This window comes from Polynucleobacter sp. MG-Unter2-18 (genome assembly GCF_018687675.1).
In the GTDB taxonomy this organism is placed as follows: Bacteria; Pseudomonadota; Gammaproteobacteria; order Burkholderiales; family Burkholderiaceae; genus Polynucleobacter.
On the sequence record NZ_CP061302.1, the window covers coordinates 592374 to 617470 of the forward strand.

Annotated in this window: 29 protein-coding genes and 2 tRNA genes; 12 read left to right on the plus strand and 19 right to left on the minus strand. The window is 45.4% G+C overall.

From position 1 onward, the window contains the following. The first annotated feature begins 11 nt into the window (after nt 1–11). The 4 genes from C2759_RS03135 (at nt 12) to C2759_RS03150 (ending at nt 2349) form a co-directional block, all read left to right on the plus strand. Nucleotides 12–656 (plus strand): outer membrane lipoprotein carrier protein LolA, encoded by a 645-nt coding sequence (locus tag C2759_RS03135; RefSeq protein ID WP_251367011.1) that lies wholly within the window; start codon nt 12–14, stop codon nt 654–656. Between the two features lie 31 nt (nt 657–687). Then, nucleotides 688–1998, plus strand: coding sequence for a serine--tRNA ligase (gene serS / locus C2759_RS03140; protein WP_215356235.1), 1311 nt, complete (start codon nt 688–690; stop codon nt 1996–1998). Nucleotides 1999–2053: 55 nt separating this feature from the next. Then, nucleotides 2054–2143: transfer RNA gene (locus tag C2759_RS03145), tRNA-Ser, on the plus strand. Nucleotides 2144–2274: 131 nt separating this feature from the next. Then, a tRNA-Ile gene (locus C2759_RS03150) sits at nt 2275–2349 on the plus strand. Between the two features lie 215 nt (nt 2350–2564). Here the strand turns inward: C2759_RS03150 and C2759_RS03155 are convergent. Next, nucleotides 2565–3110 (minus strand): YggT family protein, encoded by a 546-nt coding sequence (locus tag C2759_RS03155; protein WP_215356236.1) that lies wholly within the window; start codon nt 3108–3110, stop codon nt 2565–2567. A 72-nt stretch (nt 3111–3182) separates the two neighbouring features. Between C2759_RS03155 and C2759_RS03160 the strand changes: the two genes are divergently transcribed. After that, a complete protein-coding gene (locus tag C2759_RS03160) occupies nt 3183–3830 on the plus strand; it encodes a glycosyltransferase (RefSeq protein WP_215356237.1) in 648 nt (215 codons plus the stop codon). A 4-nt stretch (nt 3831–3834) separates the two neighbouring features. On the opposite strand, the gene C2759_RS03165 is transcribed toward C2759_RS03160, so the two are convergent. The 4 genes from C2759_RS03165 to C2759_RS03180 form a co-directional block, all read right to left on the minus strand. Next, nucleotides 3835–4230: a dihydroneopterin aldolase gene (locus C2759_RS03165; protein ID WP_215356238.1), complete on the minus strand. Its 396-nt coding sequence runs from the start codon at nt 4228–4230 to the stop codon at nt 3835–3837. 21 nt (nt 4231–4251) lie between these two features. After that, a complete protein-coding gene (gene folE, locus C2759_RS03170) occupies nt 4252–4935 on the minus strand; it encodes a GTP cyclohydrolase I (RefSeq protein WP_215356239.1) in 684 nt (227 codons plus the stop codon). Nucleotides 4936–4954: 19 nt separating this feature from the next. Further along, nucleotides 4955–5434 carry a glutathione peroxidase gene (locus C2759_RS03175; protein ID WP_371816913.1) on the minus strand — a complete coding sequence of 160 codons (480 nt, stop codon included), beginning with the start codon at nt 5432–5434 and terminating at the stop codon, nt 4955–4957. Between the two features lie 102 nt (nt 5435–5536). Beyond that, nucleotides 5537–6604 carry an ABC transporter ATP-binding protein gene (locus C2759_RS03180; protein WP_215356241.1) on the minus strand — a complete coding sequence of 356 codons (1068 nt, stop codon included), beginning with the start codon at nt 6602–6604 and terminating at the stop codon, nt 5537–5539. Nucleotides 6605–6672: 68 nt separating this feature from the next. Here C2759_RS03180 and C2759_RS03185 point away from each other — a divergent pair, with 68 nt between their 5' ends. Further along, complete coding sequence (locus tag C2759_RS03185; RefSeq protein ID WP_215356242.1) at nt 6673–8229, plus strand: iron ABC transporter permease; 1557 nt, start codon at nt 6673–6675, stop codon at nt 8227–8229. Between the two features lie 62 nt (nt 8230–8291). Continuing rightward, nucleotides 8292–9347 carry an extracellular solute-binding protein gene (locus tag C2759_RS03190; protein ID WP_215356243.1) on the plus strand — a complete coding sequence of 352 codons (1056 nt, stop codon included), beginning with the start codon at nt 8292–8294 and terminating at the stop codon, nt 9345–9347. On the opposite strand, the gene C2759_RS03195 is transcribed toward C2759_RS03190, so the two are convergent. After that, complete coding sequence (locus tag C2759_RS03195; protein WP_215356244.1) at nt 9338–9649, minus strand: hypothetical protein; 312 nt, start codon at nt 9647–9649, stop codon at nt 9338–9340. The two genes, C2759_RS03190 and C2759_RS03195, sit on opposite strands and share 10 nt — an antisense overlap. Nucleotides 9650–9781: 132 nt before the next feature. Here C2759_RS03195 and C2759_RS03200 point away from each other — a divergent pair, with 132 nt between their 5' ends. Continuing rightward, complete coding sequence (locus C2759_RS03200) at nt 9782–10051, plus strand: hypothetical protein (protein ID WP_215356245.1); 270 nt, start codon at nt 9782–9784, stop codon at nt 10049–10051. 10 nt (nt 10052–10061) lie between these two features. Here the strand turns inward: C2759_RS03200 and C2759_RS03205 are convergent, their stop codons facing one another. Next, nucleotides 10062–10937, minus strand: coding sequence for a hypothetical protein (locus C2759_RS03205; RefSeq protein ID WP_215356246.1), 876 nt, complete (start codon nt 10935–10937; stop codon nt 10062–10064). A 241-nt stretch (nt 10938–11178) separates the two neighbouring features. On the opposite strand from C2759_RS03205, the gene C2759_RS03210 reads away from it, so the two are divergent. Then, entirely contained in the window at nt 11179–12993 is a 1815-nt protein-coding gene (locus C2759_RS03210; RefSeq protein ID WP_215356247.1) for an AsmA family protein, read from the plus strand. 3 nt (nt 12994–12996) lie between these two features. Here C2759_RS03210 and C2759_RS03215 read toward each other — a convergent pair whose 3' ends face one another. From C2759_RS03215 to C2759_RS03235, 5 genes are all read right to left on the minus strand, one after another. Next, nucleotides 12997–13344: a phage holin family protein gene (locus C2759_RS03215; RefSeq protein WP_215356248.1), complete on the minus strand. Its 348-nt coding sequence runs from the start codon at nt 13342–13344 to the stop codon at nt 12997–12999. A gap of 63 nt (nt 13345–13407) precedes the next feature. Beyond that, the gene (locus C2759_RS03220; protein WP_046329827.1) at nt 13408–13713 is read right to left on the minus strand and encodes a helix-turn-helix domain-containing protein; all 306 of its coding nucleotides are present in this window, start codon (nt 13711–13713) and stop codon (nt 13408–13410) included. Continuing rightward, nucleotides 13710–14042: a type II toxin-antitoxin system RelE/ParE family toxin gene (locus tag C2759_RS03225; protein WP_215356249.1), complete on the minus strand. Its 333-nt coding sequence runs from the start codon at nt 14040–14042 to the stop codon at nt 13710–13712. Before C2759_RS03225 ends, C2759_RS03220 begins: the two co-directional genes overlap by 4 nt. Before the next feature lie 68 nt (nt 14043–14110). Continuing rightward, nucleotides 14111–14314 carry a SlyX family protein gene (locus tag C2759_RS03230; protein ID WP_215356250.1) on the minus strand — a complete coding sequence of 68 codons (204 nt, stop codon included), beginning with the start codon at nt 14312–14314 and terminating at the stop codon, nt 14111–14113. Nucleotides 14315–14335: 21 nt separating this feature from the next. Beyond that, entirely contained in the window at nt 14336–14575 is a 240-nt protein-coding gene (locus C2759_RS03235; protein ID WP_046329829.1) for a hypothetical protein, read from the minus strand. Between the two features lie 33 nt (nt 14576–14608). Here C2759_RS03235 and C2759_RS03240 point away from each other — a divergent pair, with 33 nt between their 5' ends. Further along, nucleotides 14609–15625, plus strand: coding sequence for an LLM class flavin-dependent oxidoreductase (locus C2759_RS03240; protein WP_215356251.1), 1017 nt, complete (start codon nt 14609–14611; stop codon nt 15623–15625). Here C2759_RS03240 and C2759_RS03245 read toward each other — a convergent pair. Then, nucleotides 15609–16031, minus strand: coding sequence for a putative toxin-antitoxin system toxin component, PIN family (locus tag C2759_RS03245; RefSeq protein ID WP_215356252.1), 423 nt, complete (start codon nt 16029–16031; stop codon nt 15609–15611). The genes C2759_RS03240 and C2759_RS03245 overlap by 17 nt on opposite strands. Further along, on the minus strand, nt 16028–16576 hold the full coding sequence (locus tag C2759_RS03250; protein ID WP_046329832.1) for a YaeQ family protein: 549 nt from the start codon (nt 16574–16576) through the stop codon (nt 16028–16030). The genes C2759_RS03245 and C2759_RS03250 overlap by 4 nt, the downstream gene beginning before the upstream one ends. A gap of 89 nt (nt 16577–16665) precedes the next feature. Between C2759_RS03250 and C2759_RS03255 the strand changes: the two genes are divergently transcribed. Beyond that, the gene (locus C2759_RS03255) at nt 16666–18276 is read left to right on the plus strand and encodes an NAD(P)/FAD-dependent oxidoreductase (RefSeq protein WP_215356253.1); all 1611 of its coding nucleotides are present in this window, start codon (nt 16666–16668) and stop codon (nt 18274–18276) included. A 142-nt stretch (nt 18277–18418) separates the two neighbouring features. Further along, nucleotides 18419–20350, plus strand: a complete 1932-nt coding sequence (locus C2759_RS03260; protein ID WP_215356254.1) for an ATP-binding cassette domain-containing protein — start codon at nt 18419–18421, stop codon at nt 20348–20350. Between the two features lie 35 nt (nt 20351–20385). Here C2759_RS03260 and C2759_RS03265 read toward each other — a convergent pair whose 3' ends face one another. The 5 genes from C2759_RS03265 to C2759_RS03285 all read right to left on the minus strand — a co-directional run bounded on the left by C2759_RS03265 (nt 20386) and on the right by C2759_RS03285 (nt 25080). Beyond that, nucleotides 20386–21057, minus strand: a complete 672-nt coding sequence (locus C2759_RS03265) for an alpha/beta hydrolase (RefSeq protein ID WP_215356255.1) — start codon at nt 21055–21057, stop codon at nt 20386–20388. Nucleotides 21058–21105: 48 nt separating this feature from the next. Then, complete coding sequence (locus C2759_RS03270) at nt 21106–21423, minus strand: chaperone modulator CbpM (protein WP_215356256.1); 318 nt, start codon at nt 21421–21423, stop codon at nt 21106–21108. 5 nt (nt 21424–21428) lie between these two features. Further along, nucleotides 21429–22409, minus strand: coding sequence for a DnaJ C-terminal domain-containing protein (locus tag C2759_RS03275; RefSeq protein ID WP_215356257.1), 981 nt, complete (start codon nt 22407–22409; stop codon nt 21429–21431). Between the two features lie 131 nt (nt 22410–22540). Beyond that, nucleotides 22541–24088 carry a UxaA family hydrolase gene (locus C2759_RS03280; protein WP_215356258.1) on the minus strand — a complete coding sequence of 516 codons (1548 nt, stop codon included), beginning with the start codon at nt 24086–24088 and terminating at the stop codon, nt 22541–22543. Between the two features lie 29 nt (nt 24089–24117). Beyond that, on the minus strand, nt 24118–25080 hold the full coding sequence (locus tag C2759_RS03285) for a tripartite tricarboxylate transporter substrate binding protein (protein ID WP_215356259.1): 963 nt from the start codon (nt 25078–25080) through the stop codon (nt 24118–24120). Between the last annotated feature and the right edge of the window lie 17 nt (nt 25081–25097).

The following is a 25097-nucleotide window of genomic DNA, read 5'->3' on the forward strand; positions in this document are numbered from 1 at the left end:
TAGGGCTCTTAGTGTCCTTATCTCCCAATGTAGTATTTGCACAGAGCGAGAGTGGGGCTGAGCAGTTGCGTCAATTCGTGCGCAACTCTAAAACAGCTGAAGGTGAGTTTGTGCAACAGCAGTTGCGTGCACCCAAAGCAAATGAGCCACAAGACAAAGGTTTAAAAGTCGTGCGCCAAACACAGGGGCGTTTTGTGTTTCAGCGTCCAGGCCGATTCATTTGGGATACCCAAAAGCCATATGAGCAAAAACTGATTGCCGACGGTAAGCAACTCATTATGTGGGACAAGGATTTAAATCAAGCTACTTTTAGGCCTGCTGGCCAAGCTTTGGCTACTACTCCTGCTGCAATCTTATTTGGGGAGACTTCTTTAGATCAGCACTTTGATTTAGTTGAGGGCGAGGATCGTCTCGGTATGAAATGGGTTGCTCTAGCTCCCAAGAAAAATCCTAATGCAAAAAATGGCAATGACTTGCCGTACACCAAGATCTCTGTCGGAATGGCCAATGGCTTACCTAAAGCTCTGGAGCTCATTGATGGCCTTGGAAGCGTTGTTTTAGTAACGCTAGATAAGATTCAGCTCAATGTGAACCTACCCGCTAATCGATTTACCTTTGCGCCACCTGCTGGCGCAGAAGTCTTACGCTTAAACTAACGTACATACCCATTAACTAATAGAGCATTACATGATTGATCCGCAATTACTTCGTAAAGATATCGCAGCCGTTGCTGCCCGTTTAGCTACGCGTAAATTTCAACTCGATGTTGAAAAGTTCAACACCTTAGAGTCCGAGCGTAAATCCTTGCAAACTCGCACTGAGGAATTACAAGCAAAGCGTAACCAGCTGGCCAAAGCCATTGGTATGAAAAAAGGTAAAGGTGAGGATGCGACTGCTGAGATGGCTGAAGCAACGCAGATCAACGTCGATATGGAATCAGGCGCAGCACGCTTAGCAATATTACAGGTAGAGATTGCGGATTTCTTAATGGGTATTCCTAATTTGCCGGATGAAGCGGTGCCGGTGGGTAAGGATGAAACTGAAAACAAGGAAGTAAAGCGTTGGGGTACGATCCCTGATTTTGCATTTCCCGTGAAGGATCATGTAGATTTGGGCGCACCACTAGGGCTCGATTTTGAATCTGCTGCAAAGATTAGCGGCTCACGCTTTGTCGTGCTGAAGGGGCCTGTCGCTAGATTGCACCGTGCGCTGGCGCAATTCATGATCGATCTGCATACAACTCAACATGGCTATGAGGAGCTTTATGTCCCTCTCATGGTGAATGCTGCATCTATGCGGGGCACTGGTCAGCTTCCTAAGTTTGAAGAGGACTTGTTTAAGGTCCCTCGTCAAATGGGTGGTGAGGATGGGGCAGGGGAAGCAAAAATTGAAAACTTTTATTTAATACCGACAGCAGAAGTACCGGTTACTAATTTAGTGCGTGACACTATTACTGCAGCAGAAGAGTTGCCACTGAAATTTGCTGCTCATACTCCATGTTTTAGATCCGAGGCTGGAAGCTATGGCCGTGATGTGCGTGGCATGATTCGTCAGCACCAATTTGAAAAAGTAGAGCTCGTACAAATTGCAAAGCCAGAAGACTCAATGCAGTTGCTTGAAGAATTAACTTCGCATGCTGAAAAGGTTTTGGAATTACTTGAGCTGCCATATAGAAAAGTATTACTCTGCACTGGCGATATGGGCTTTGGAAGTACAAAGACCTATGACCTTGAGGTATGGATCCCATCACAAAATGCCTACCGCGAGATTAGCTCTTGCTCCAACATGGGTGATTTTCAGGCTAGACGTATGCAGGCAAGATATAAAGCTGGCCAAGGTAAGCCAGAGTTAGTACATACCTTGAATGGATCAGGCTTGGCGGTTGGCAGAACTGGTGTTGCACTTCTAGAGAATTGCCAGCAGGCTGACGGTAGCATCGCAATACCGAAAGCATTGCGACCTTACTTGGGTGGCCTAGAAGTATTAAAGTCCATCTAGCTTAAATAGTCAGAAATATAAGAAATCCCCAACAGCTATAATCGCTGTTTGGTTCGGAGAGGTGGCAGAGTGGTCGAATGTACTTGACTCGAAATCAAGCGTACTGTCAAAGGTACCGTGGGTTCGAATCCCACCCTCTCCGCCAAGTCAATAGCTATTACGAGGCTTTGTTGCAATACAACGACCTTGTTACCAAAAACGTTACCAAAGCCATCATTCGGGGGTGGCATTTCTTTTGGCGCTGATGGTCCGCTTTCGGCCGGATAGTGTCATTAAGGGCTCATAGCTCAGTCGGTTAGAGCAGAGGAATCATAATCTTTGGTCCCAGGTTCAAGTCCTGGTGGGCCACCATGAAACGCTTGGACTATCTTCGGCTGATTCTATTATCTGTGACCGTTTCTTATGGTTTGTTAGCAGTCATTCCGTAGGTTATGTACGCCAAAGTCAGTTTTGACGCGTAAGCAGTCACTGCGGAGGTGGAGTCGGGCAAGCTAAGTTAGAGCGTTATGGTGAACACTTTATCAAGGTCATTCTGGAGCATCTTGAGGCTAACTAGACTTAATTAGTCACCTCAGATTGCTCACTACAATCTGTAGAACTTGCAAGATGAGTAGCAGCATTAGCGGTGATAAATCTAAGGCTCCAAATTTGGGCATTGCTTTTCTGATTGGTGCCAGCAGAGGCTCAACCAGTAGTGAGACTAAGTACTGAATCTGGGAGCCAGCACTAACCCAAGAGAGAATGACACTTGCAAAAACCAAGCCAACCAACCCCGAAAGTATCAGGTCGACTAAATCAATTAAGGCCAATAGAAGCCACGAGATGTTAGTAAGAGTGGCTCCTGAGAGCAATAAAAGAATTGCTGTCTTGCCTGCGACCAGTAGGTAGGCAGCTAAAAAGCTGGCAACATCAAAGCGGCCAATACTAGGAATCAGCTTGCGAAGTGGAATAACAATCCAATTGCTCAGCGGTAGCACGTAAGCGCCAATTGTTCTGCTCTGGCCTGATCCTAGATTAAATGCGAGCCACTGGAGATAGCATCTCAGGAGACACGCTCCAGCAACAATGCTAATGAGAACTTGGAGGAGAAGGTTGGCGATTTGTATCAACATACGTCTATTGTATGGGGTTTAAAGCTCTGCTTCATTAGGGCATCACACTTTCGTGTTCTAATGCCCTCCAATATGATTACTGTCGTTATCGCCTCTTATAAATACGGTCACCTTGCAGCCCACTGCATTGAGTCCTTACTATCTCAAACAAAAGCCCCCGCCAGAATTCTATTTGTCGATGATGGAGCGCATGATTGCGGCCATTTACCTGGCTTATATCCCGATATTGAATATATCCTCAGGCCTCAGAATTTAGGTACTGTGGATAACTTCCATGATGTGCTAATGGGAGTCAATACAGAATACGTTCTTTTTGTTGGCGCTGACAATTGGCTCAGATCGGATGCAATTGAGCTGCTATCCAATGCTCATGCAGATATCGTTACTTATGACATTGTGGTTACTGGCGAGTTAAAGGAAGAGATTCATGACCGTGTTCCTGGCGAGACTAGGTCTCACCAAGGAGATCTCTACTGGGACCGCGAAGGAAAGCATCACGGTTCAATGATGTATCGAACCTCTCTGGGTCAGCAAGTGGGTTACAAGGAAAGGTATGCCGATGGCATTCATCCGCAGGAGGATTGGAATCTCTGGGACAAAATGCGCGAGCAGGGCGCTACTGTAGCCAGCCTGAATGAAGGCCTTTTGTACTACAGAAGACATCGTGAAAATTTTTTAAAGTATGACCATCTCATCGATGTTCTTGAGGAAGAGGCTTAAGCGTCTAAGCTAATGTTGTTCTCAAGCTAGTCAAACTGCTTACATCAAGGTATAGCTTGATTCCCAATACGCCCGAACTCTCTCGAACGGGTGTTTTTCTGAGACTAATTTCTAGAGACTCAATTTCCGGATAACGAGCACATGCCTCAACTATCCTAGTAGCTAATCTTTCTTGAGTCTCATAATGCCCATCGGCAGCCAAGCGATCGATTTCAAGGACGAGGGGATCGTAGTCGAATACCTGATCCATAAGATCTTCTGAAATCAAAATCAGTTTAGTGCTGATCCATAAAGTCAAATTTAGTAGATGCTGATCAGGGATGGTGGCACCGGGGGCATAAGTGCCAATTTGGGTGTTTAGTCGGAGATCTTTTAATTCTATGCAGGCCGTTGATGCCATTCGATGCTTTCTTTAACTAGCTTAATTACGTGCAATTAGTGACAAGAACTCGCGACGCAAATTGGGATCTTTCAAAAAAGATCCTCGCATCACACTATTAATCATTTTGGAGTCAGGATCCTTGACGCCTCGCCACTGCATACAGAAATGATCAGCATCCATTACGATCGCAACGCCAGTAGGCTTGACCTTCTTCTCAATCATATCGGCGAGCTCTACAACCGCCTCCTCCTGAATTTGTGGGCGGCACATTACCCACTCAGTTAGGCGAGAGTATTTCGAGAGTCCAATCAGGGCAGAGTTTTTGTCCGGCAGTATCCCAATCCACACTCTACCCATAATCGGACATAGATGATGGGAGCAAGCACTTCTAACGGTAATGGGGCCAATAATCATCAACTCATTCAGTTGGCTGACATTAGGAAATTTTGTCAACGATGGTTGTTCTACGTAGCGTCCATTAAACACTTCATTAATGAACATTTTGGCAACACGCCTACTCGTATTTTTGGTGTTGTGATCACTTTGCGTATCGATTACAAGGCTTTCTAAAACAGCCTGTATTTTCTCAGAGACCTCCTCAACTAAGGCATCGAGTTCACCAGCCTGAATAAAGGCCGAAATATTATCGTTTGCATGAAATCGCGCCTTTTTAGCTTTGATGCGTTTGCGTATTACTTCTGAGAGTGGAATGCCATCGTTCATATATAAATATTCTTCTTAATTAAAGTAGTTTTTCAATATCAGTACTGATGCTCGCAGGTGAGCTCGCTGATGCAAATCGTTTTACTGGAAGCCCATTACGGTTTACTAGAAATTTTGTGAAATTCCACTTGATGGCTTCGGTCCCAAGCAAGCCGGGAGCAGCTGTTTTGAGATATTCAAAGAGGGGGTGGGTATTGGAGCCATTGACATCTGTTTTTTGAAAAACAGGAAAGGTGACCCCAAACCGAGTACTGCAAAATGCTTCGATCTGTTGAGGTGTACCGGGCTCTTGGCCGCCGAATTGGTTGCAGGGAAAAGCAAGAATTTCTAAGCCTTGGCTATGATATTTAACATAGAGATCTTGCAGCTCTTTGTACTGGGATGTAAAGCCGCACTGGCTAGCTACATTAATTACCAACAGAACTTTGTCTGCATAGTCAGTGATTTGTTCTTTATTGCCGTTTAGGCGCTCTAACTCTATATTTGGTAGCACGTTCAATTTCCAGAAAAAGATCCTGCAGTGGCAAAATCACAATGTATCTGAAAAGAGTGCTTTCCGCTGAGAGTGAAATGAGGGTGCTTTTCTTCGTGAGGCGACTCGTTAGCTAAATGTGACTACGTGATCAGCTACTAGGTGGATACCAATTCTTTCACCAATTGCATGATCATGGTGGCTGGGTACGAAAGCAAAAATTTCAACACCCGAAGCTAGCTTGAGGGTGTACAAGAAGTCAGCCCCCCTAAAGGTCTTGCGTACAACCTCTGCGAGCAGGGTGCTGTGGTCATCATGCTGAATATCATCGGCGCGCAATAGTACGTCGATTTCTTTTCCAACTTCCGCGCTACGGTCTTCTTCCAGGTCGAGTTCACCTAACTCAATTCTGACTTTGTTGTTAGCTTGGACGACACCTTTCAGAAATACTCCACGACCAATAAAGTCCGCAATATACCGATTGGCTGGCTTGTGATACAGCTCGTAGGGGATATCCCATTGAAGTACTTTGCCATCTGTCATCACGCCGACCTTATCGGCAATGGCAAAGGCTTCAAATTGATCATGCGTGACCAACAAGGCGGTAATGTTATTTGACTTGAGGATTTCGCGCATCTCGCCTGCAAGACGCTCTCTAAGTTCAATATCTAAACTAGAGAAGGGCTCATCTAGCAAAATTAAATCCGGCTCTGGTGCCATTGCCCTGGCTAGTGCCACACGCTGCTGTTGTCCGCCACTGAGCTCATGAGGGTATGCATCGGCTTTATCAGATAGTGAAACCCGCTTAAGCCACTCCATTGCCACTGCAGACCTTTCATTGCTTGATAGGTGTTGCAAGCCAAACGCAATATTTTCTAAAACATTGAGATGGGGGAAGAGGGCGAAGTCCTGAAAGACCATGCCGACTTTTCTTTGGTTCGGTGGGAGGTGAGAGGATGTTGAGCTCACCACATGATCACGCAAGAGGATTTTTCCTGCTTTAACGGGTTCAAACCCACAAATTGCTCTCAAGACGGTAGATTTACCGCAACCAGATGAGCCCAATAGGCAGCCAATCTCACCTTGAGCTAGATCGAGATTCAGGTTTTTAACCGCAGTAACACGACCCTGACCATCACGACTAGGGTAGTCGATTTCCAGTGCTTGAATCGAAAGCAGGGTGCGAGCAGAGTTCATCTCTATAATTTTCTCATTAATGCTAGTGGTTTAATACATAGCTAGAGTCTAAACGGATTGCCGATTTCATGAATCGTATTGTGGTGCCACTTGCCCTGTTGTTATTTTTGCCCCTCTTTGGCCTGGCGGCACCTTTCCTATTCCCTGGCAAGGAGTTGTTGGCTACTGGCACCCTCAGTCATTTATGGAACTTTGTACTAGGCGGCTATATTGCCTCGACCTTAGCGCTTATTCTTGGTGTCGGTGTGGGGGTGTTTATTCTTGGGGTAGGTAATGCGTGGATTATTGCCAGCTATGATTTTCCAGGGAAGAAAATATTTGAGTGGGCCCTCATTCTGCCTTTGGCAGTGCCTACTTATGTCATGGCCTATCTCTTTGTCGATCTCTTGCAGTTTTCGGGTCCGATACAGAGTACGCTGCGCGCTGCACTAGGAGTTGATGCGCTCTTGTTTTTTCCAGATCCAAGATCCTTGAGTGGAGCTATTTGGTCTTTCTCATTCTGCCTATTTCCTTATGTTTATCTCATTACTCGTACGGCATTCTTAGAGCGCAGTGGTCGATTGATTGAGGTTTCAGAAACGCTAGGCTACAGTCCACTTCAGGGATTTATAAAATTGGTATTACCTATGGCAAGGCCAGCCATCTTTGCGGGCATGGCCCTTGCGTTGATGGAAGTACTAGCTGATTTTGGCGCTGTCTCTTACTTTGGCGTTCAGACTTTTGCCACTGGTATCTTTAAGGCTTGGCTGTCATTTGGCGACCGAGTGGCGGCAGTGCAGCTTGCCTTGGGCCTCTTAAGTTTTGTTTTACTTATTTTCTTTATCGAGCAAAGTAGCCGCTCAAAATTACGTTATGCCTCTGCAACACGGGGTAAACCACTTGCCAAGTCTCTGCAAGGTCAGAAAGCTTTTTTTGCATTTGCATTTTGTGGTGTGACACTCTTATGCGGATTTTTGATACCTGCATTTGCGCTCCTGCAATTGGTCTTTAAGCAAGGCCTTGCGATCGATATTCGTTATCTAGATTGGCTGAGTAATTCGCTGTCGGTTTCGATTTTGACAGCATTGATCTCTGTTGCGCTCGCCATATTTTTTGCTTACTCGGTAAGAATGAATGCACGATTAAGTTGGGTTAATCGATTATTGGGTTTTGGCTATGCGCTACCTGGTGCAGTATTGGCCATTGGCATCCTTTCTTTTCTGGAAATCTTTCAGCTTGCTTGGTGGATGTCTGCCAGCATGTTAGTGCTGATCTATGCATACCTAGTCCGCTTTCTTTCTTCTAGTTTGCAGAGTGTAGAGGCAGGTCTGGTGCGTATAACGCCTTCGATGGATGCTTCCGCAGCGCTACTGGGGCTCTCCAGAATGCAGATTTTGAAGCGGGTTCATGTGCCCTTGCTCAGGCGCAGTCTGATTACTGCGGGCCTCTTTGTCTTCGTAGATGTTATGAAGGAATTGCCTGCCACGCTCTTACTGCGCCCATTTAATTTTGATACTCTGGCTGTTGCAACCTATCAGCTGGCCGCAGATGAGCGTCTTGCTGAATTGGCATTACCTTCCTTAACCATTGTTTTGGTTGGGCTTTTCCCAGTCCTGCTACTTTCAAGGGTCATTTCCAAGTCCTAATTGATAATCATTCGTATTTGTGATACATTAGATTTCATCTAATTCTGATCGCAAATGCAGCAATGACAAACTCACTAATAAGAAAATTCCTAGGCAACTCTGGATTGGTGTTGAGCGCTATTCTGGCTTTACCCTTGCAGGCTCAAGAAGCGAAAGAACTTAATCTCTACTCAGCCCGTCACTATCAAACTGATGAGGCGCTCTACAGTGACTTTACAAAAAAGACAGGAATCAAGATCAACCGTATTGAGGCTGATGACAATGCTTTGGCGGAGAGATTAAAAAGTGAAGGCAGCAATAGCCCAGCAGATGTGATTTTGATGGTCGATGCAGCTCGATTGTGGCGCGCTCAAATTGATGGCTTCTTTAAGCCGATTCAGTCAAAATATTTAGAAGGTCGTATCCCCGCAAACTTGCGTTCTCAGTCCGAGCCAGAGGGGTCAACTTGGTTTGGCTTTTCAACCAGAGCGCGTCTTGTGGTCTACAACAAAGCAAAAGTAAATCCACAAGACGTTGATACTTATGAGAAGTTAGCTGAGACCATCAATAAGGGCAAGGTGTGCACACGCTCAGGTGCCCATCCCTACATGTTGTCATTAATCGGCGCCATGATTGAACGTCGTGGCGAGACTGCTACTGAGGAGTGGGCCAAGGGTATGGTAGCTAATATGGCTCGCCCTCCGAGAGGTGGCGATACCGATCAAATCAAGGCGGTAGCTTCAGGTGAATGCGGTGTGGCTTTAACAAATTCTTATTACTTGGTCAGGCTTTTACGCTCAACAAAGCCAGAAGACCAAGTCATTGTTTCTAAGATTGGATTTATCTGGCCAAATCAGCAGACGACTGGCACGCACATCAATATTGCTGGGGGTGGGGTTGCGAGGAGTGCGCCACATCCACAGGCTGCAAAACAATTTCTTGAATACTTGGCAAGTGATTCTGCGCAAGAGTATTTTGCCAATGGCAATAATGAGTGGCCCGTAGTCAAGTCAGTCAAAATTGAAAATGAAGGCCTGAAAATGTTAGGTCCATTCAAAGCGGAAAATATATCTATTGCGGCGATTGGTAAGAATCAAATTGCCGCCCAAAGATTGTTAGACAGAGTGGGTTATAAATAAGTCACTCGCTCTAGTAGTTCTTGTGCATTGATGAGGGCGGATTGAAAAGTTTTCCCATCTTTACAATTGACGATTACGCCAATACCAGCCACTGGTGCTAGGCTGTCGACTTTAAAGCGACCTACATTGCCCTGTTGTCTGATAAAGCACTCTTCATCAAAGAAAAGTCGATCACCGTTATCGTCAATTTCATCGGAGTCAATGGTGCTAAAACCAATTAATTCTTGAAGTGCCTCTTTTGTATCTGCAATTTCTACACTATTAATTTCTTTTGTCAGGGGATTAATGGCAAATACCTGCATAGCGTGCTTTCAATCAATTTCGTTTGTAATAACCCCAATCCTAATTGAAATTCAGCGGACCTGCTTTAAGCGCCTATTTAAGGAATCTAGCTAGAATGAGGTATTACTTCTTTTGATGTTAGATTGGTGTCTATGAAGCGTCTATTACATATTTTGGTCTCAAGCCTTGGATTATTTCTTTTGGCTTGCGCTACGCCGCCCAGCGAGTTTGGTGTCTATCGACAGTCTGATGGAACCGTTGGGGTACATGCCCCTAAATCCGCCAAAGAAACTGACGCTCAAGTAGCAGCAGTAGAGGAGTGTAAAAAACTAGGAAAGCGAGGCGCCACTATTGTCGAAACTCGTAAAACAGTGAACGACCGCTTTCCTATGACCTACATTTTTGTGTGCAATACCTACTAATAGCAATTACTTAGCTAAGCAACCACTTCTTAATTGATTTATTAACGCACATTGCATCTAAAGCTAAGCCGAAGAACTCTGAGCCATTAGTGACCATGCTTTCAATGGCCTCAACCTTGCCAGATTTCACGCCACGCAAATAAGTAGCTGCACGATAGCGTAAGAAGTGCTCATTCGCACCTTCTTCGTTATCAGTAGAGCAAATCTCAAGGCTGCCATAACGAGTTTCCGGATTGATATTCAAGATGGAGAGGCCTAATGCGCCAATCAGCTTTTCTGGCACAGGAATAGGAACGTAAGAGTAGAGGGAGACTAACTGCTCTTGTTCGTCGACTTCAATAATATGGTCAACATCGAACACATCTTTCTCTGTCAACTCTGTCTCACCAGAATCGCCGCCACCAAAAGTGGACTCAAACTGCAGCATTGCAGTATCGCTATCTTTAGAGATTTCAATCATATCGGGATAGCCTAGCAATCCTTTCCACCAATACATCAGCGAGAAGGTGCAAGGTTTTACTTCAACTAAGCCCTTATTGGTTGATTTAGCAAAGTAGAGGCCGTAGAACTCATCATCCTCTTCGAGTCCGTACTGATCCACTTTGAGCTTCTTCGGTGCAACTGCTTTAGGTGATTTCTTGGCAGCTTTCTTTGGCGCTGGCTTTTTGGCTGCAGGCTTCTTAGCGACTACCTTTTTAACTACTTTTTTTGCCACAGGTTTTTTAGTAGCTGACTTTTTTTCTGCTATTTTTTTCACTACCTTTTTGACAGCCTTTTTGGCTACCACCTTTTTGGCGGTAACTTTTTTAACGGCTTTCTTTGCAGGGGCTTTTTTTACCACCTTGCTAGCTACTTTCTTTTTTGCTGGAGATTTCTTTGTAGCCATGGTCTATTGCCCTTCCTATTGGTAGTTAATGTGCATATTGCAGCTTTGATCTTACTTCAGATCTTTCCACTTTTGCTGATACTGATATGGGGATTTACCTTCAATATTCAGAGTGAATGTCCGATTGATTTAAGTCTCAACAAAAAGTCGGCTCCACTTGAGGGTCTTATGCTAGCGAAATTAAAAAATATAAAAATTAATCCTAGTCTAAGGCTGGTATGCAATTTAGAATCACTTAACAATGAGTAAATTAGTCAAAATCACTATTAGCACCCTTGGCACCGTAATCATCCTGATTGCAATAGGTATATGGTATGCAGCCTCAACAGTAGATCCAGTACAACTGACCAGATTGCTCTCTTCCTCTGTGAAGACTGCTGCCGGCAGAGATCTAAAAATCACTGGGCCAGTAAGTCTCAGTTTCTTTCCGAGCATTTCCGTTGCCGCAGAGGGCTTGAGTCTGAGTAATGCATCTTGGGCACCTGATTCTGACATGCTGACGCTCAGGCGCATTGATGTAAGCATTAAAACTCTGCCGCTTCTGAGTAAGCGGATTGAGGTTGACAGTGTGAAGCTTTCTGGCCTGGAGCTATTTCTTCAAAAAAATGGGACTGGTAAAGCTAATTGGGATTTCAGTACTGACGCCCCCAAGGAACCTTCCGATACTAAAAATAATGCAGAAACATCATCTGTTAGCGATGATTTAATTTCTATGGACAATGTTTCGATTACGGATGCCCGTATTCAATATCAAGATCCTTCAAACACCATTTCAAGCTACCAAATTCAGCGCTTATCGTTGGCAGACAGTAGCGATAAAACAGTCGTATCCCTTGCGATGAAGTTTCAAGAGCAAGTTCTCGAGCTCAGCGGAAAAACGGGCTCACTTTCTAGATTACTCAAAAAGTGGAATGTCTCATCTGCACAATTCCCAATTGACTTGAACCTCACTATGAATGGTAAGTCTATGATGATTAAAGGCGAGGTAAGTAAGAATCCCAAGACCCCGCCCACAATGGATTTGACACTGAACTCAAAAGCATTTGACTGGCCCGTTTTCGGGGTGTCGCCCAATCATTCTCCGCAGGCAGTAAGTGCCGCTAAGTCAGCGCCAGTCGTACATCAAACTCAAAAGCCGCAGCCTAAGTACTTATTTAGTAATGAGAACATTCCCTTTGATGTGCTGCCCTTAGTCAAAGGGAAAGTCGCAATCAATATTGGTGAATTCAATTTGCCAAAACGTAAATCTATTGAACATCTTGAAGCTACCTTGCAATTGAATGGCAGTGTGATTGATGTTCCAAACCTCAGGTTTCAGATGGATAAGGGTAGCGCTGACTTACAGATCAAACTCTCTGGGCTGGATACGGCAAACCCGGTATTGAGGGCCATAGGGATGACAAAGGATTTCACACTAGAAAGCTTGCTAGCTAGGCTTGACCCGGGATCCAAGGTGAGCGGGGGTGGCATGAAGATGGCGTTTGATGTGAAAACCTCTGGAAGTAGCTTGCATCAAATGGCATCAAATTCAAATGGCAAGATTCAGTTGAGTATTAGCCAGGCACGTATGGGTACGAATTTTTTAAATGATGCTGGTGATTTCGTAGTGACGCTTTTGGATTCGATGAACCCGCTACGTAAAAAAACGAACGAGACAATTTTGGAGTGTGCTGTTGCCTATTTGCCAATTAACAACGGCCAGATCAATATAGCTAAGTCAGTTGGGGCTGAAACAGATAGGTTAGACGTGGCTTTAGCTGGCTCTATCAATCTGAAGACGGAGGTAATTAATCTCACCATTGATCCACAAGAGAAATCAGGTCTCACCACGGGCTTAGATTTAAGTGGTATGGTAAAAATGGGTGGGACATTGGCCAATCCAAAGGCAGGTATTAATCAAGCCGGGGTAGTCAATAGCGCCGTTTCTATTGGGCTTGGATTTTTGACGGGCGGCGCAAGCATTTTGGCTGAGAATGCCAGATCAATGACTTCAAAGAGTCGCCCATGCCGCGATGCGCTCCACCCGTGGTCTGACATCTATCCTGGGGCAGAGTAATTTTTAAAACAGCATTCCGCTGATAAAGAGGCTGAATAAAGAAATAAAGATGCTGGCAAAGAATGCGGTCCAAAAGCCAGAAATCGTAAAGCCACTCACCACTGCAGACACCAGCATTAGTACCAAGGCATTCACTACTAGCAGAAACAGTCCCATCGTGAGGACAGTTAGTGGGAGCGTGAAGAGAATTAACAGGGGCTTTACTACTGCATTAGCAAATCCCAGCAGTAGGGCAGCAATTAAGAGTGAGCCACCATCTGCAAAGCGTAAGCCGCTAAAAAGATAGCTGGCAACCCAAAGGGATAGAGAGGTTAAGCCCCACTGGACTAAAAATGGCACTAAGTTACCCATGGTATTTACCTTTTTTAATAGCCTTCGAAATCAATATTGATAATAGCTAATTTTAGTGGAGCCCTAAGCGGCTAATTTTTGCTTTGAATTTTTAATTGGCTTGAAGTGGATTTCAATATGGGTATTTGTGGCTGCCGCCAATTTCGTCAAAGTCCTCAGGGAGGGGAGACTGACCCCACTCTCAAGTCTTGCAATTGCAGATTGGGAGGTGCTCATTAGTGCGGCTAGCTCCTCTTGGGATAGTCCACTTTTCATGCGCGCCTCGATAACTTCTTGCGCAATTTCAAACTCCATACGTGACTCGTCGTAAGCTTCTTTGTAGTCTGGATTTTTAATCCACTTTTTATGTAAATTGGATATCTTAGTCATATTAGCTTTGCCTGTTTAGCTCTTCTTGTCGCCATCTCCAAAGCTGCTAGTGGAGTTTTCTGAGTCTTCTTAATAAACACATGTAAAACGATTATTTTTTTTCCTTTTGCATAGAGATAAATTCCTCTTGCAATTCCGCCCCGTCCAGAGACTCGTATTTCCCAGAATTTATCACCCAAAGACCTGATGTGAGGCATTCCAACATTTTGGGGGCCAAACTGCTCCAGTAAACCAGAGACTCTCACAAACTTACTTCTAATATCTACTGGCAGGGCCTCTAGCTCATCGTCAACGGTGTTATTAAGGGCATGTACAGTCCATATGGTCATCTATAAATTATATCAATATTGATATATGTCAAAAATGATATAACTTAATCTAATATAAATCAAGGACTTTAATAATGCGGAGGGATTTCATCTTTTGGATTGTTGTTACCTACACCATCCCCGCTGCTAGCTTGCTCCTTGATGGATTTAAGTTCACGATACAGAAATTCAATTTGTTGCTGCTGCTTGTAGATTGCTTCATTGAGTTGATCAATCAAATCTTCAGTAAAGCTGAGTTTAATTTCAAGATTGGTGATGCGATCATCGCTCATGTCAGTTCCTTTACCTTTATCTTAAGCATTGACCAACTCAAATCGACCATCTTCCATCTCGGCCTTTGGTCTGATCCAAAAATCGTGCGACTGAAGTGATTCATAAACGTAGGCTGGCTCTAGATTAGCTTCGACATTGGCAAGTAAGACTACTTTATAAAAGCCACCCGTCTTAATGTGCCTTAGCTTACTACCTGGCTTAAAGAGGCCGTCATCGGCATCTGCCATCTTTGGCATCGTTGGCGTCTCTAGTTTACTCATGTCAAAAAAGCGCTTTCTTAGTATGATTGTTGGATGGCAAATTGCGTCCCGTACTCCATTCTAGATATATCTCCGATCCCAGAGGGATTTACTGCTGCAGATGCCTTACGGAACTCTTTAGATATTGCTCAGCATGCGGAGGCTTTAGGCTATACCCGCTATTGGGTAGCAGAGCACCACAACATGACAGGTAATGCTAGCTCTGCTACTGCTGTTTTGATTGCTTATATTGCTGGTGGTACAAAAACCATTCGCGTTGGGTCGGGTGGCGTGATGTTGCCAAATCATGCCCCGCTAGTCATTGCAGAACAATTTGGTACTTTGGCATCTATCTACCCCGGTAGGATTGAGTTGGGTCTGGGGCGTGCGCCAGGTACAGATCAAATGACAGCTAGAGCCTTACGTCGAGATTTGCTCGGAAGTGATGATCGCTTTCCGCAGGATGTACGGGAGTTACAGCATTACTTTGGCCCCATCGAGGAGGGTCAAATTGTGAGAGCTATTCCGGGTGCAGATACCGAGGTACCGATTTGGATATTAGGATCTAGCTTGTATGGCGCACAATTAGCGGCTCACTTCGGCCTACCTTACGCATTTGCATCTCACTTTGCACCGGAGCAATTATTGGATGCTATGTCAACCTATCGCGAATTGTTTAAGCCATCGGATAAGTTAGCCAAACCCTATTGTGCATTTTTAATGAATGTAGTCGCTGCTGATACCGATGAAGAGGCTGCACACCTTTTTACTACTTTGCAGCAAAACGTCATTCGTATGCGCCGAAATACCCGCGGGCAGTTACCTTCCCCAATAGAAGATATAGATGACTTCTGTGAGCCACATGAAAAAATAACTGCTGCTCATGCTTTGCGCTGTTCTGCTGTCGGATCTTTACAGACTGTAAGAAAAGAGATGCAATATTGGCTTGATCAGACCGGTGCTAATGAAATCATCATCACGGGTCAAATTTATGACCATCAAGCCCGCCTCAAGTCCTTTGAAATTGCTGCTGAGGCAGCCAAAGGATTGCGTTTTAGTTCTTTAGTCTAAAGGCGTTGTAATCGTTGGTAATGAGAATGTCTTCTGAGGCTGCTCTACTAGCAATTTGAAGTACTGCATTATCTTTGCTAATGAGTAATGTAGGCCTGAGTTGATAGGCCAAATCTAAAAAGATCTGATCATCCGGATCCTGGCATTTCCAGGGTGCGGGGGCTAAATTGGAATCATCATGCATCTGAGCAAAAGATTGCCATTGAGCCAAAATACTTGCTTGGGCGACTTCATCAAGATTAAAGAGGGGGCGTGATATGACGTCAGCAAGTTCCAGCAAGGTTTTTTGACTCGTGATTACTTGAATAATCCCATCCATGATTGCTTGCTTCAGATGAATCGTTCTTTTGTCATTAAAGACAAAAATATCTAACAAGATATTGGTGTCTAAAACTACAGGTCTCATTGCTGTTGATTGCGCCAGATTTCTGGGGTGATAGTGACTTGCCCCATATCTGAAGAAACGTATGCTTCCCCATCTTGAATATTCACATGCAGAACCATGCTACGCTCAACTAGCTTATTGAGCTCTTTGGCCTGCTCCGCTGGAATGGAGATCACCTGAAGATTACGGGCGCGAGTTAATTTATTGGCAATGCCATCCCACCAGATTTTGCTGGTGTGCCCGCCGTAGCAGTAGACAATGACTTGATCAGATCGACCACAGGCTTTCAGAATGCGCCTCTCGTCTGGCTGGCCTATCTCAATCCAAAGCTGAATGGCATCCGTGAGGTCTTTTACCCAAAGATCAGGCTCATCGGTATCGCTCAAACCTTTAGTAAAAGCTAACTCTTCTTGTGCTTGAAGGGCAAACGCAATAATGCGCACCATCATCCGCTCTTCAGTTTCAGAGGGGTGCTTTGCAATAGTGAGTGAATGACTGCCGTAATAGTGGCGGTCAGAGTCTGCGACATGAAGGTCGGCTTTGTGGATAGTTGCGCGTAGAGCCATGGCGCATTATCGCCTTTTAAGGCAATCATTCGGCTTATCCCAGTATTATTTGGCAAAATGCCCCAATTTACTGTGTATCGTAGAGCCCCATGATCCGTATTACCGAACTTCGCTTACCTATTAGCCATGCCCCCGAGGCACTGGAAGAGGCGATCTTGAAGCGTTTGAATATTCAAGCCCAGGACCTGATTCAGTTTGATGTGTTCAAGCGTAGCTACGATGCTAGAAAAAACGTGGCTCTGGCCTTTATCTACACCGTGGACTTATCGGTAAGGAATGAAGAAAAATTACTGAAGCAATTTTCGAATGACATTCATATTCGACCATCGCCGGATATGAGTTATCACTTTGTCGCTAACGCCTCACAAGTAATGAGCGAAGGTTTTGAGCGACCCGTTGTCATTGGATTTGGCCCTTGTGGAATTTTTGCCGCCCTGGTTTTGGCGCAAATGGGTTTTAAACCGATCGTATTAGAGCGCGGTAAAGCTGTACGTGAGCGTACTCAAGATACTTGGGGTCTGTGGCGCAAGAATGTTCTTAATCCAGAATCCAATGTGCAATTTGGTGAGGGTGGTGCAGGGACATTTTCTGATGGCAAGCTTTGGAGTCAAATTAAAGATCCGAAGTTTTACGGCCGTAAAGTAATTGCCGAATTCATCAAAGCAGGCGCCCCAGAAGAAATTCGTTATGTAGCTAAGCCTCATATCGGCACCTTTCGATTGGTGGGTGTGGTCGAAAGAATGCGTCAAGAAATTATTGAGCTTGGTGGAGAGATTCGCTTTTCACAAAAAGTGATTGGCTTTGATATTCAGAAGGACCAAATCGCTGGAGTCAAGATTGAGGGACATCCGGATTTATCAGCTAATCATGTAGTGCTAGCCTTAGGGCACAGTGCTCGTGATACCTTTGAGGCCCTGCATGCGGCAGGGGTTTATATGGAAGCAAAACCCTTTTCAGTGGGCTTTCGTATTGAGCATCCACAATCCTTGATCGACAGGGCGCGCTTAGGGCCTCATGCTGGCAATGAACTCATTGGTGCAGCGGATTACAAATTGGTTCACCATGCCAAGAATGGCCGCGCAGTTTATAGTTTTTGTATGTGCCCAGGCGGAACCGTTGTTGCTGCAACTTCCGAGCCAAACCGTGTTGTTACGAATGGAATGAGTCAGTATTCTCGCAATGAGCGTAATGCAAATGCGGGTATCGTTGTCGGTATTACTCCTGAAGATTATCCCGGTGGTCCTCTTGCCGGCATTGAGTTTCAAAGAGCTTTGGAGTCCAAGGCATACGAGCTCGGCGGATCTACTTATGAAGCTCCTGGGCAATTGGTAGGAGACTTTCTCGCTGGTAAAGCTTCTACAGAATTTGGTTCTGTAATTCCGTCTTATAAACCCGGCGTGCATCTGACAGATCTTGCTGATGCTTTACCTCCTTATGCCATTGAAGCAATTCGAGAGGCGATCCCCGCTTTTGAAAAGCAGATTAAAGGCTTTTCGATTAAGGATGCCGTATTGACTGGCATTGAAACGCGTACATCATCACCATTGCGTATTACTCGAGGTATCAATTTTCAGAGTTTAAATATCAAAGGCCTTTATCCTGCAGGCGAGGGCGCTGGATATGCGGGTGGAATCTTATCGGCAGGAGTTGATGGCATTAAGGTAGCGGAAGCTATTGCGCTTGACTATCTATCTAAATAATCTAACAGGCTTAATTTAGTAAAGCTGAGCTTGCAGGGCATTTATCCCTTTATTTGGAGCTATGCCTTGGGTAAATTCCACCTCTCAATCCCATGTTTATTGGAAATATCACCACTTTGAGTGAAGTGACGATAATGTCGCCATGGCTTTAATCGTACTCACTGATGCAAAACTGGCTTTTGGCCACGTTGACCTCCTCGCAAACACTGCTTTCTCACTCGAATCTGGGGAGCGTGTTGGCTTAATTGGCCGTAATGGCACTGGCAAATCCTCTTTATTGAAGATCTTGGCGGGCATAGAAAAAATGGATGATGGCTTGCTGCAATATCAGCAGGGTCTTCGCATTGCCTATGTTCCACAAGAGCCTATATTTGAAGCTGAGGAAACCGTTTTTGATGCCGTATCCAAGGGTGTGGCGCAAGCCAAAGCCCTACGTGAAGAATACGAAGCTCTTAGTATTGGAGAGTGGGATGATGCTGCCCACCATCGTCTAGATGAAGTGCAGTCACAATTGGAGGCTTTAAGCGGCTGGAATTGGGAGCAACGCGTTCATGAAACGCTGGATCGTCTTCACCTAGAGGCTGAGCTCAAGATTAATACTTTATCGGGCGGTACCAAGAAGCGGGTTGCTCTTGCTCGTGCGCTGGTAGAGATGCCTGATGTGCTGCTCTTGGATGAGCCTACTAACCATTTGGATCTAGATTCTATTTCTTGGCTGGAAGATTTATTGAAAGAGTACAAAGGCTCTGTGATTTTGATTACCCATGATCGCGCTTTCTTGGATAACGTTTGCACGCAAATTGTTGAGCTTGATCGCGGTATCTTGCGTACCTACCCAGGTAACTTCTCAGCCTATGAGGTATTAAAAGATCAGGAAATGAATTCAGAGTCTTTGGCTAATGCACGCGCGGACAAATTACTCGCTCAAGAAGAGGTCTGGATTCGTAAAGGGGTCGAGGCTAGGCGTACTCGCAGCGTTGCTCGTATTGCACGCCTAGAAAACCTTCGTGCGACTCGCTCACAAAGACGTGATGCTGTTGGGCAAGTAAAGCTTGCAGTTTCAGCAGGAGATAGAAGCGGCAAGATTGTTGCTGACTTGCAAAATGTTTCCAAGTCATACGAGCGCCCGATTGTGAAGGATTTCACGGCAACGATTTTGCGTGGCGATAAAGTCGGACTCCTTGGCCCTAATGGCGCAGGTAAGACTACGTTACTTAAGTTGATCCTTGGAACGATTGCGCCAGACTCTGGCACAGCAACGATGGGTACTCGTATCGAGGTAGCCTATTTTGATCAAATGCGTGAAGGTCTTGATCTCAATGCCTCACTCGAGGACTACATCAGCCCAGGTAGCGAGTGGATTGAAATCAACGGTAACAAGAAACACGTGAAGAGTTATCTGAGTGATTTCTTATTTGCGCCTGAGCGCACTAATTCACCGGTCAGTACTTTGTCTGGTGGAGAGCGTAACCGCCTGTTATTGGCGCGCTTATTTGCCCGTCCTGCAAACGTTTTAGTGCTAGATGAGCCAACGAATGATTTGGATATCGACACTCTGGATTTGCTCGAGCAATTACTCCAAGACTATAAAGGCACGGTGTTCTTGGTTAGTCACGATCGCTACTTCCTGGATAACGTAGTTACCAGCATCATCGCTAATGAGGGTGATGGATTTTGGCGAGAGTATGAAGGTGGTTACGAGGATTGGAAAATCCAGAAGGCACGCTCAGACAAGATTCGCGCTGCCAACGGTGGCCTTAAGGCTGCTGAGAAATTCGAATCAAAGCCAGAAGTAAAAGCAGAGGTAAAAGTTGAATTAAAACCTCCGGTCGCAAAAACCGGTGTGAATAAACTCAATGGTAAAGAGCGGCAGGAATTAGAAGCCCTACCTTTGCAGATCGAAACCCTGGAGACAGAGCAGGCTGATATTGGGATCGCTATGAGTAATCCCGATCTCTACAAGAATGAGCCTGAATTAGCGGCGAGCATGCAAACGCGCTTGTCAGAAATCACCGCTGATCTAGATATCAAATTACAGCGTTGGGAGTTGCTCTTAAGTCGCTCAGAATCTTAATGTAATTGAGGTCCCAATGACCAAAGTAGTGTGGTTTATGACCTGCTCAGTACGGTACTCAAAAATCTAGAAATATCTACTAGCTCATCTGGATGAAGAGAGTGTTCCATTGGGTAGGTATTCCAGTCCACCTGATAGCCTAATTTTTCCAAGATATCGGCTGAAGCTTCTGCGCGCTCTAGAGTGATCACGGCATCCCAAACACCATGTGCCATCAATATAGGAGTCTTACCATTGGCCTCACTTCTCTCGAGTGCCAGTGAATTTGCTAGAGGTAGGTAGCCCGATAGCGCCATGATGCCGGCCAATCGATGCGGAAAACGTAGGCCGACCTGTAAAGACATAGCGCAGCCCTGCGAGAAGCCGGCTAAAACAATTTTTTCATAAGCAATCCCGCGGCTTGCCTCTCGCTCAATTAGCTGTGAGATTGCTGCTGCTGATTTATGAATGCCAGCAAGATCTTCACGAGCGTTGATATCTCTCTCAGTAATGTCATACCAGGCTGGCATCACGTAGCCACCATTGACTGTGACAGCCATGGAGGGTGCACTTGGAAAAACAAATCGAATAGCAGGGCATTCAGAAAGATTGAGCTGGGGAATGATGGGTACAAAGTCATTACCATCGGCTCCTAGTCCGTGAAGCCAAATGACGGCGGCACTTGGATTGGGGGCGGTTTCAATTTCAATGCAGGGCAGTGCGGTCATTTTTTTATCCTAAATTACAAGTGCATCGTTGCTAAACCGTTCAGGGACTTAAACTATTTTTTCACGAACCAGCTGATTTCGAAGACGACTGATTTCATCTAGAAGATCTAGCGCTAGAGCAACTCCAGGAGTATTAAGCTCTAGATCATGGCTTAAATGAGCAGCAGTCTTTGCACGCTTCAGGGACTCTCCACTGAAGCGCCAGTCCTCTGGGGATGAGCCTGCAGGACTAAGAACACCTTCAGATACCCAAGACATGATGAGATCCTCTGGCGCACGCGTCGCTTGTGAAATTTCCACAATGCTCATGTGTACTTCTTCCTCAACAACGCTACCTGTAATCCAGGTGATTTGTGTTTGTGTCATATTCATCATCCCTTCAAATGGTTTCTGGGCTTGAAATCAAAAGCTTTTTCCAGTGCTTGATAAGCCTCTTTTTGCGCATCTGTTTCAGCGCTGGGTAAAACAATATTTGGCACTACGTATAGATCGCCCGCCTCTTTGCTGGGGATGCCTTTCTCTTTGAGTCGCATCTTGCGGCCGGCGGCTGTGCCCGCTGGAATCTTCAGTTCTAAATTTGAGCCTGCAGGGGTCGGAATATTGACGGTAGTGCCAAGCGCCGCTTCCCATGGGGCTAGCGGTAAATCAAGGTAAACGTCTTTGCCGTCCACGCGATAAATAGGATTGCGATGGAAATCAATCTCAAGGTACAGGTCACCTGTACCACCAGAGCCCATGCCTGGGCCGCCCTGACCAGCTAAGCGTAGATTTTGTCCAGCCTTAATACCCTTCGGAATGCTGACATCAAGCTTGCGTTCTTGGGTGCTGACATGACCGTGAGCATCTTGCGTAGGCATATGCAGGGAGATAGTCCGTTGTGCGCCGTTATACGCATCCGCAAGATCAATCAATATCTTGGCATGATGATCTTGACCTTTGAGGTTCATGCCTTGGCGGGGGTTAGCACCTTGTCCACCTTGGCTCTGACGCCCTCTACCAAAGAGGGATTCAAAGAATTCACTTTGATCGCCCTCGTAGCCACCACCAAATCCACCATGCCCGCCACCAAAGTTGCTATCCGAATATTCAAATCCTTCATTCCAGTTTGGTGGAGGAGTGAAGTCTTGCCCATTTTTCCAGTTGGCGCCCATGCGATCGTAGGAAGCACGCTTTTCAGTATCTTTGAGAACAGAGTAGGCTTCGCCGACTTCTTTAAATTGAGCCTCTGCCCCAGCTTCTTTATTTACGTCTGGGTGATATTTGCGCGCCAACTTTCGGTAAGCCGCTTTAATTTCTGCTTCGGTAGCGCCACGCGCTACACCAAGTGTTTCGTAGTAGTCCCTGAATTTCATAAGCCTATTGAAGTCCTGATTAAATCAATAACTTGAATTCTACAGTCCCTAGCACTGACTTTTAGCTTCTTTTAATAAAGAAAAAGCGGACTAAATGCCCGCTGATCGCTAATCTGAGGCGGGGTCTTTTATTAGCTCATAACACCAACCTGCCAGGGTACGAATTCATAATCACCCAGGCCTAACAATTCGCTTTTTGAAGCCTCTCCAGAGGCCGTCCGGAGGAAGAGTTCAAAAATACGTTGCCCCATCTCTTGAACGGAAACCGTACCATCCAAGATCTCTCCGCAATTAATATCCATGTCTTCAGTTAGCCTTTGATACATGGGCGTATTGGTAGCGAGCTTAATGCAAGGCGCTGGTTTAGAGCCAAACATGGAGCCTCGTCCCGTAGTAAAGGCAATGAGGTTTGCTCCGCCTGCAATTTGACCAGTTGCTGAAACAGGATCAAAACCAGGCGTATCCATAAATACAAAACCTTTGGCTGTGACGGGTTCCGCATATCGATAGACTTCCATTAGGGGTCCAGTGCCACCTTTCATGGAAGAGCCGAGTGACTTTTCAAAGATGTTAGCAAGGCCACCAATTTGATTGCCGGGACTCACTTGCCCATTAATTTGAACATCACGTCCAACAGAGTATTCATCTTTCCACCAACGAATCCGTTTAATGAGCTTCTCGCCGATTTCTTGAGTAGCAGCTCTGCGAGTCAGTGTGTGCTCAACTCCATAAATCTCGGGTGTTTCAGAAAGAATACCTGTGCCACCATGGCGCGATAGGATGTCTATCGCAGCGCCTAAGGCGGGGTTTGCAGTAATCGAAGAGAATCCATCCGATCCACCACATTGCAGGCCAACACATAAATGGCTCGCAGAAACAGTTTGACGCTTTGCTTTATTGGCTTCTGGTAGAAGCGCCTTGACGGCTTCAATTCCTGCTTCAATAGTTTTGCGTGTGCCACCAGTTTCTTGCATGATGAAGGTGTGCAAGGTAGAATTTTCTTGCAAGGCTTCTTGCTCCATCAATCCCTTAAGTTGATTGCGCTCGCAACCTAAGCCAATGATGAGAGCTGCAGCTAGGTTGGGATGTTGTGCATAACCTGCCATCGTTCTGCGAAGCAATTGCATAGGTTCGCCACTCATTTCCATTCCGCAACCAATGCCGTGACTAAAAGCAACTACGCCATCGATATTTGGGTAATCTTTTAATCTCTCAGGGGTGAACCAGTCAGCAATTTTATTGACTACCGTTGCAGAGCAATTGACGGTCGATAGAATGCCGATGAAATTACGTGTACCTACTTTTCCATTGGCACGCACATAACCTTGAAATGTTGCACGTTCGGATTCTGGAAGGAGGGTAGTAGGCTTATATTCACTGGCATAGGCATAGTCACGATCGAATTCACGAAACTCGGTGTTATGACTATGGACCATCGTGCCAGCTTCAATATCGGTGTTAGCAAAGCCTACGGTTACGTTGTATTTGAGGATAGGTTCACCCTGCAAAATTTTCTTTGCTGCAATTTTGTAACCGGCAGGTACTTGACTGCGACTAGTCAATTTTTCGCTAGGTATGCTTTCACCAATGCCAATATCTATGCGAGCAACAACAATATTGTCATTTGGATGCAAGCGAATGATCGCGCCGGCTAACTTTTTTTCAGATGTTTCAATCATGAGTAACTCTCGGTTTATATATTTTTTTATTATTCTGCGGTAACACCTGATTTCTTGACAATCGGCGCCCACTTTGCGACTTCAGATTTAATGTAATCACCAAGCTGACCTGGAGTGCTAGTGACAATATCAAATCCTCTAGAGTTCAACTGGGATTTAACTTCAGGGTTGTTGAGCACATTAACTAATTGCGTATTTAATTTGTCCACAATAGCCTTTGGTGTGTTTGCTGGCGCAACAATGGCATAAACCAGTTCTACGTCGAATTTAGGTAGGGTCTCGGATATAGCTGGAATCTCTGGGGCATTTGGAGACCGTTTTAAGCTAGTGACACCCAATCCAGTTAACTTTCCAGATTTGACATAAGGCAGCGCCGCCGGGGTGCCAACAATTGCTGTTTGAATCTGTCCGCCCAGAACATCTGTTAAAGCGGGAGCCGCCCCTTTGTATGGGACATGGAGAATATTAGTACCCGCTTGAGTATTAAACAATTCGCCCGCCAGATGGAGTGGTGTGGCCGCACCCGAAGAGCCAAAGCTGACTTTGCCAGGATTGGCTTTATCAAATGCTATCAATTCTGCAACAGTTTTTACAGGTACGCCAGGGTTAGCTACCAACATCAATGAAGAAGAAGCAACCAGTGAGACAGGGGCAAAATCTTTTATAACGTTGTAATTGAGTTTCTTATATAAGGTCTCATTAATAGCTTGGGTTCCTACTAGCATTAGGAATAGCGTGTAACCATCGCCTTTTGAGTTGACTACATATTCTGCGGCTAAATTGGCGCCCGCACCTGGTTTGTTTTCAATGATGATGGGTTGACCCAAGTTTTCACCAAGCTTTGGAGAAAATCCTCGAGCGAGAACATCTGATGGCCCGCCAGCCGCAAATGGGAGGATTAACTTAATTGGTTGATTTGGATATCCTTGCGCGCTCGCGAGCGATGGCAGTGTGATTCCTAAGGCCAGTAGGGTAAAGATAATTTTTCTCATGTATTGTTCTCCTAGAT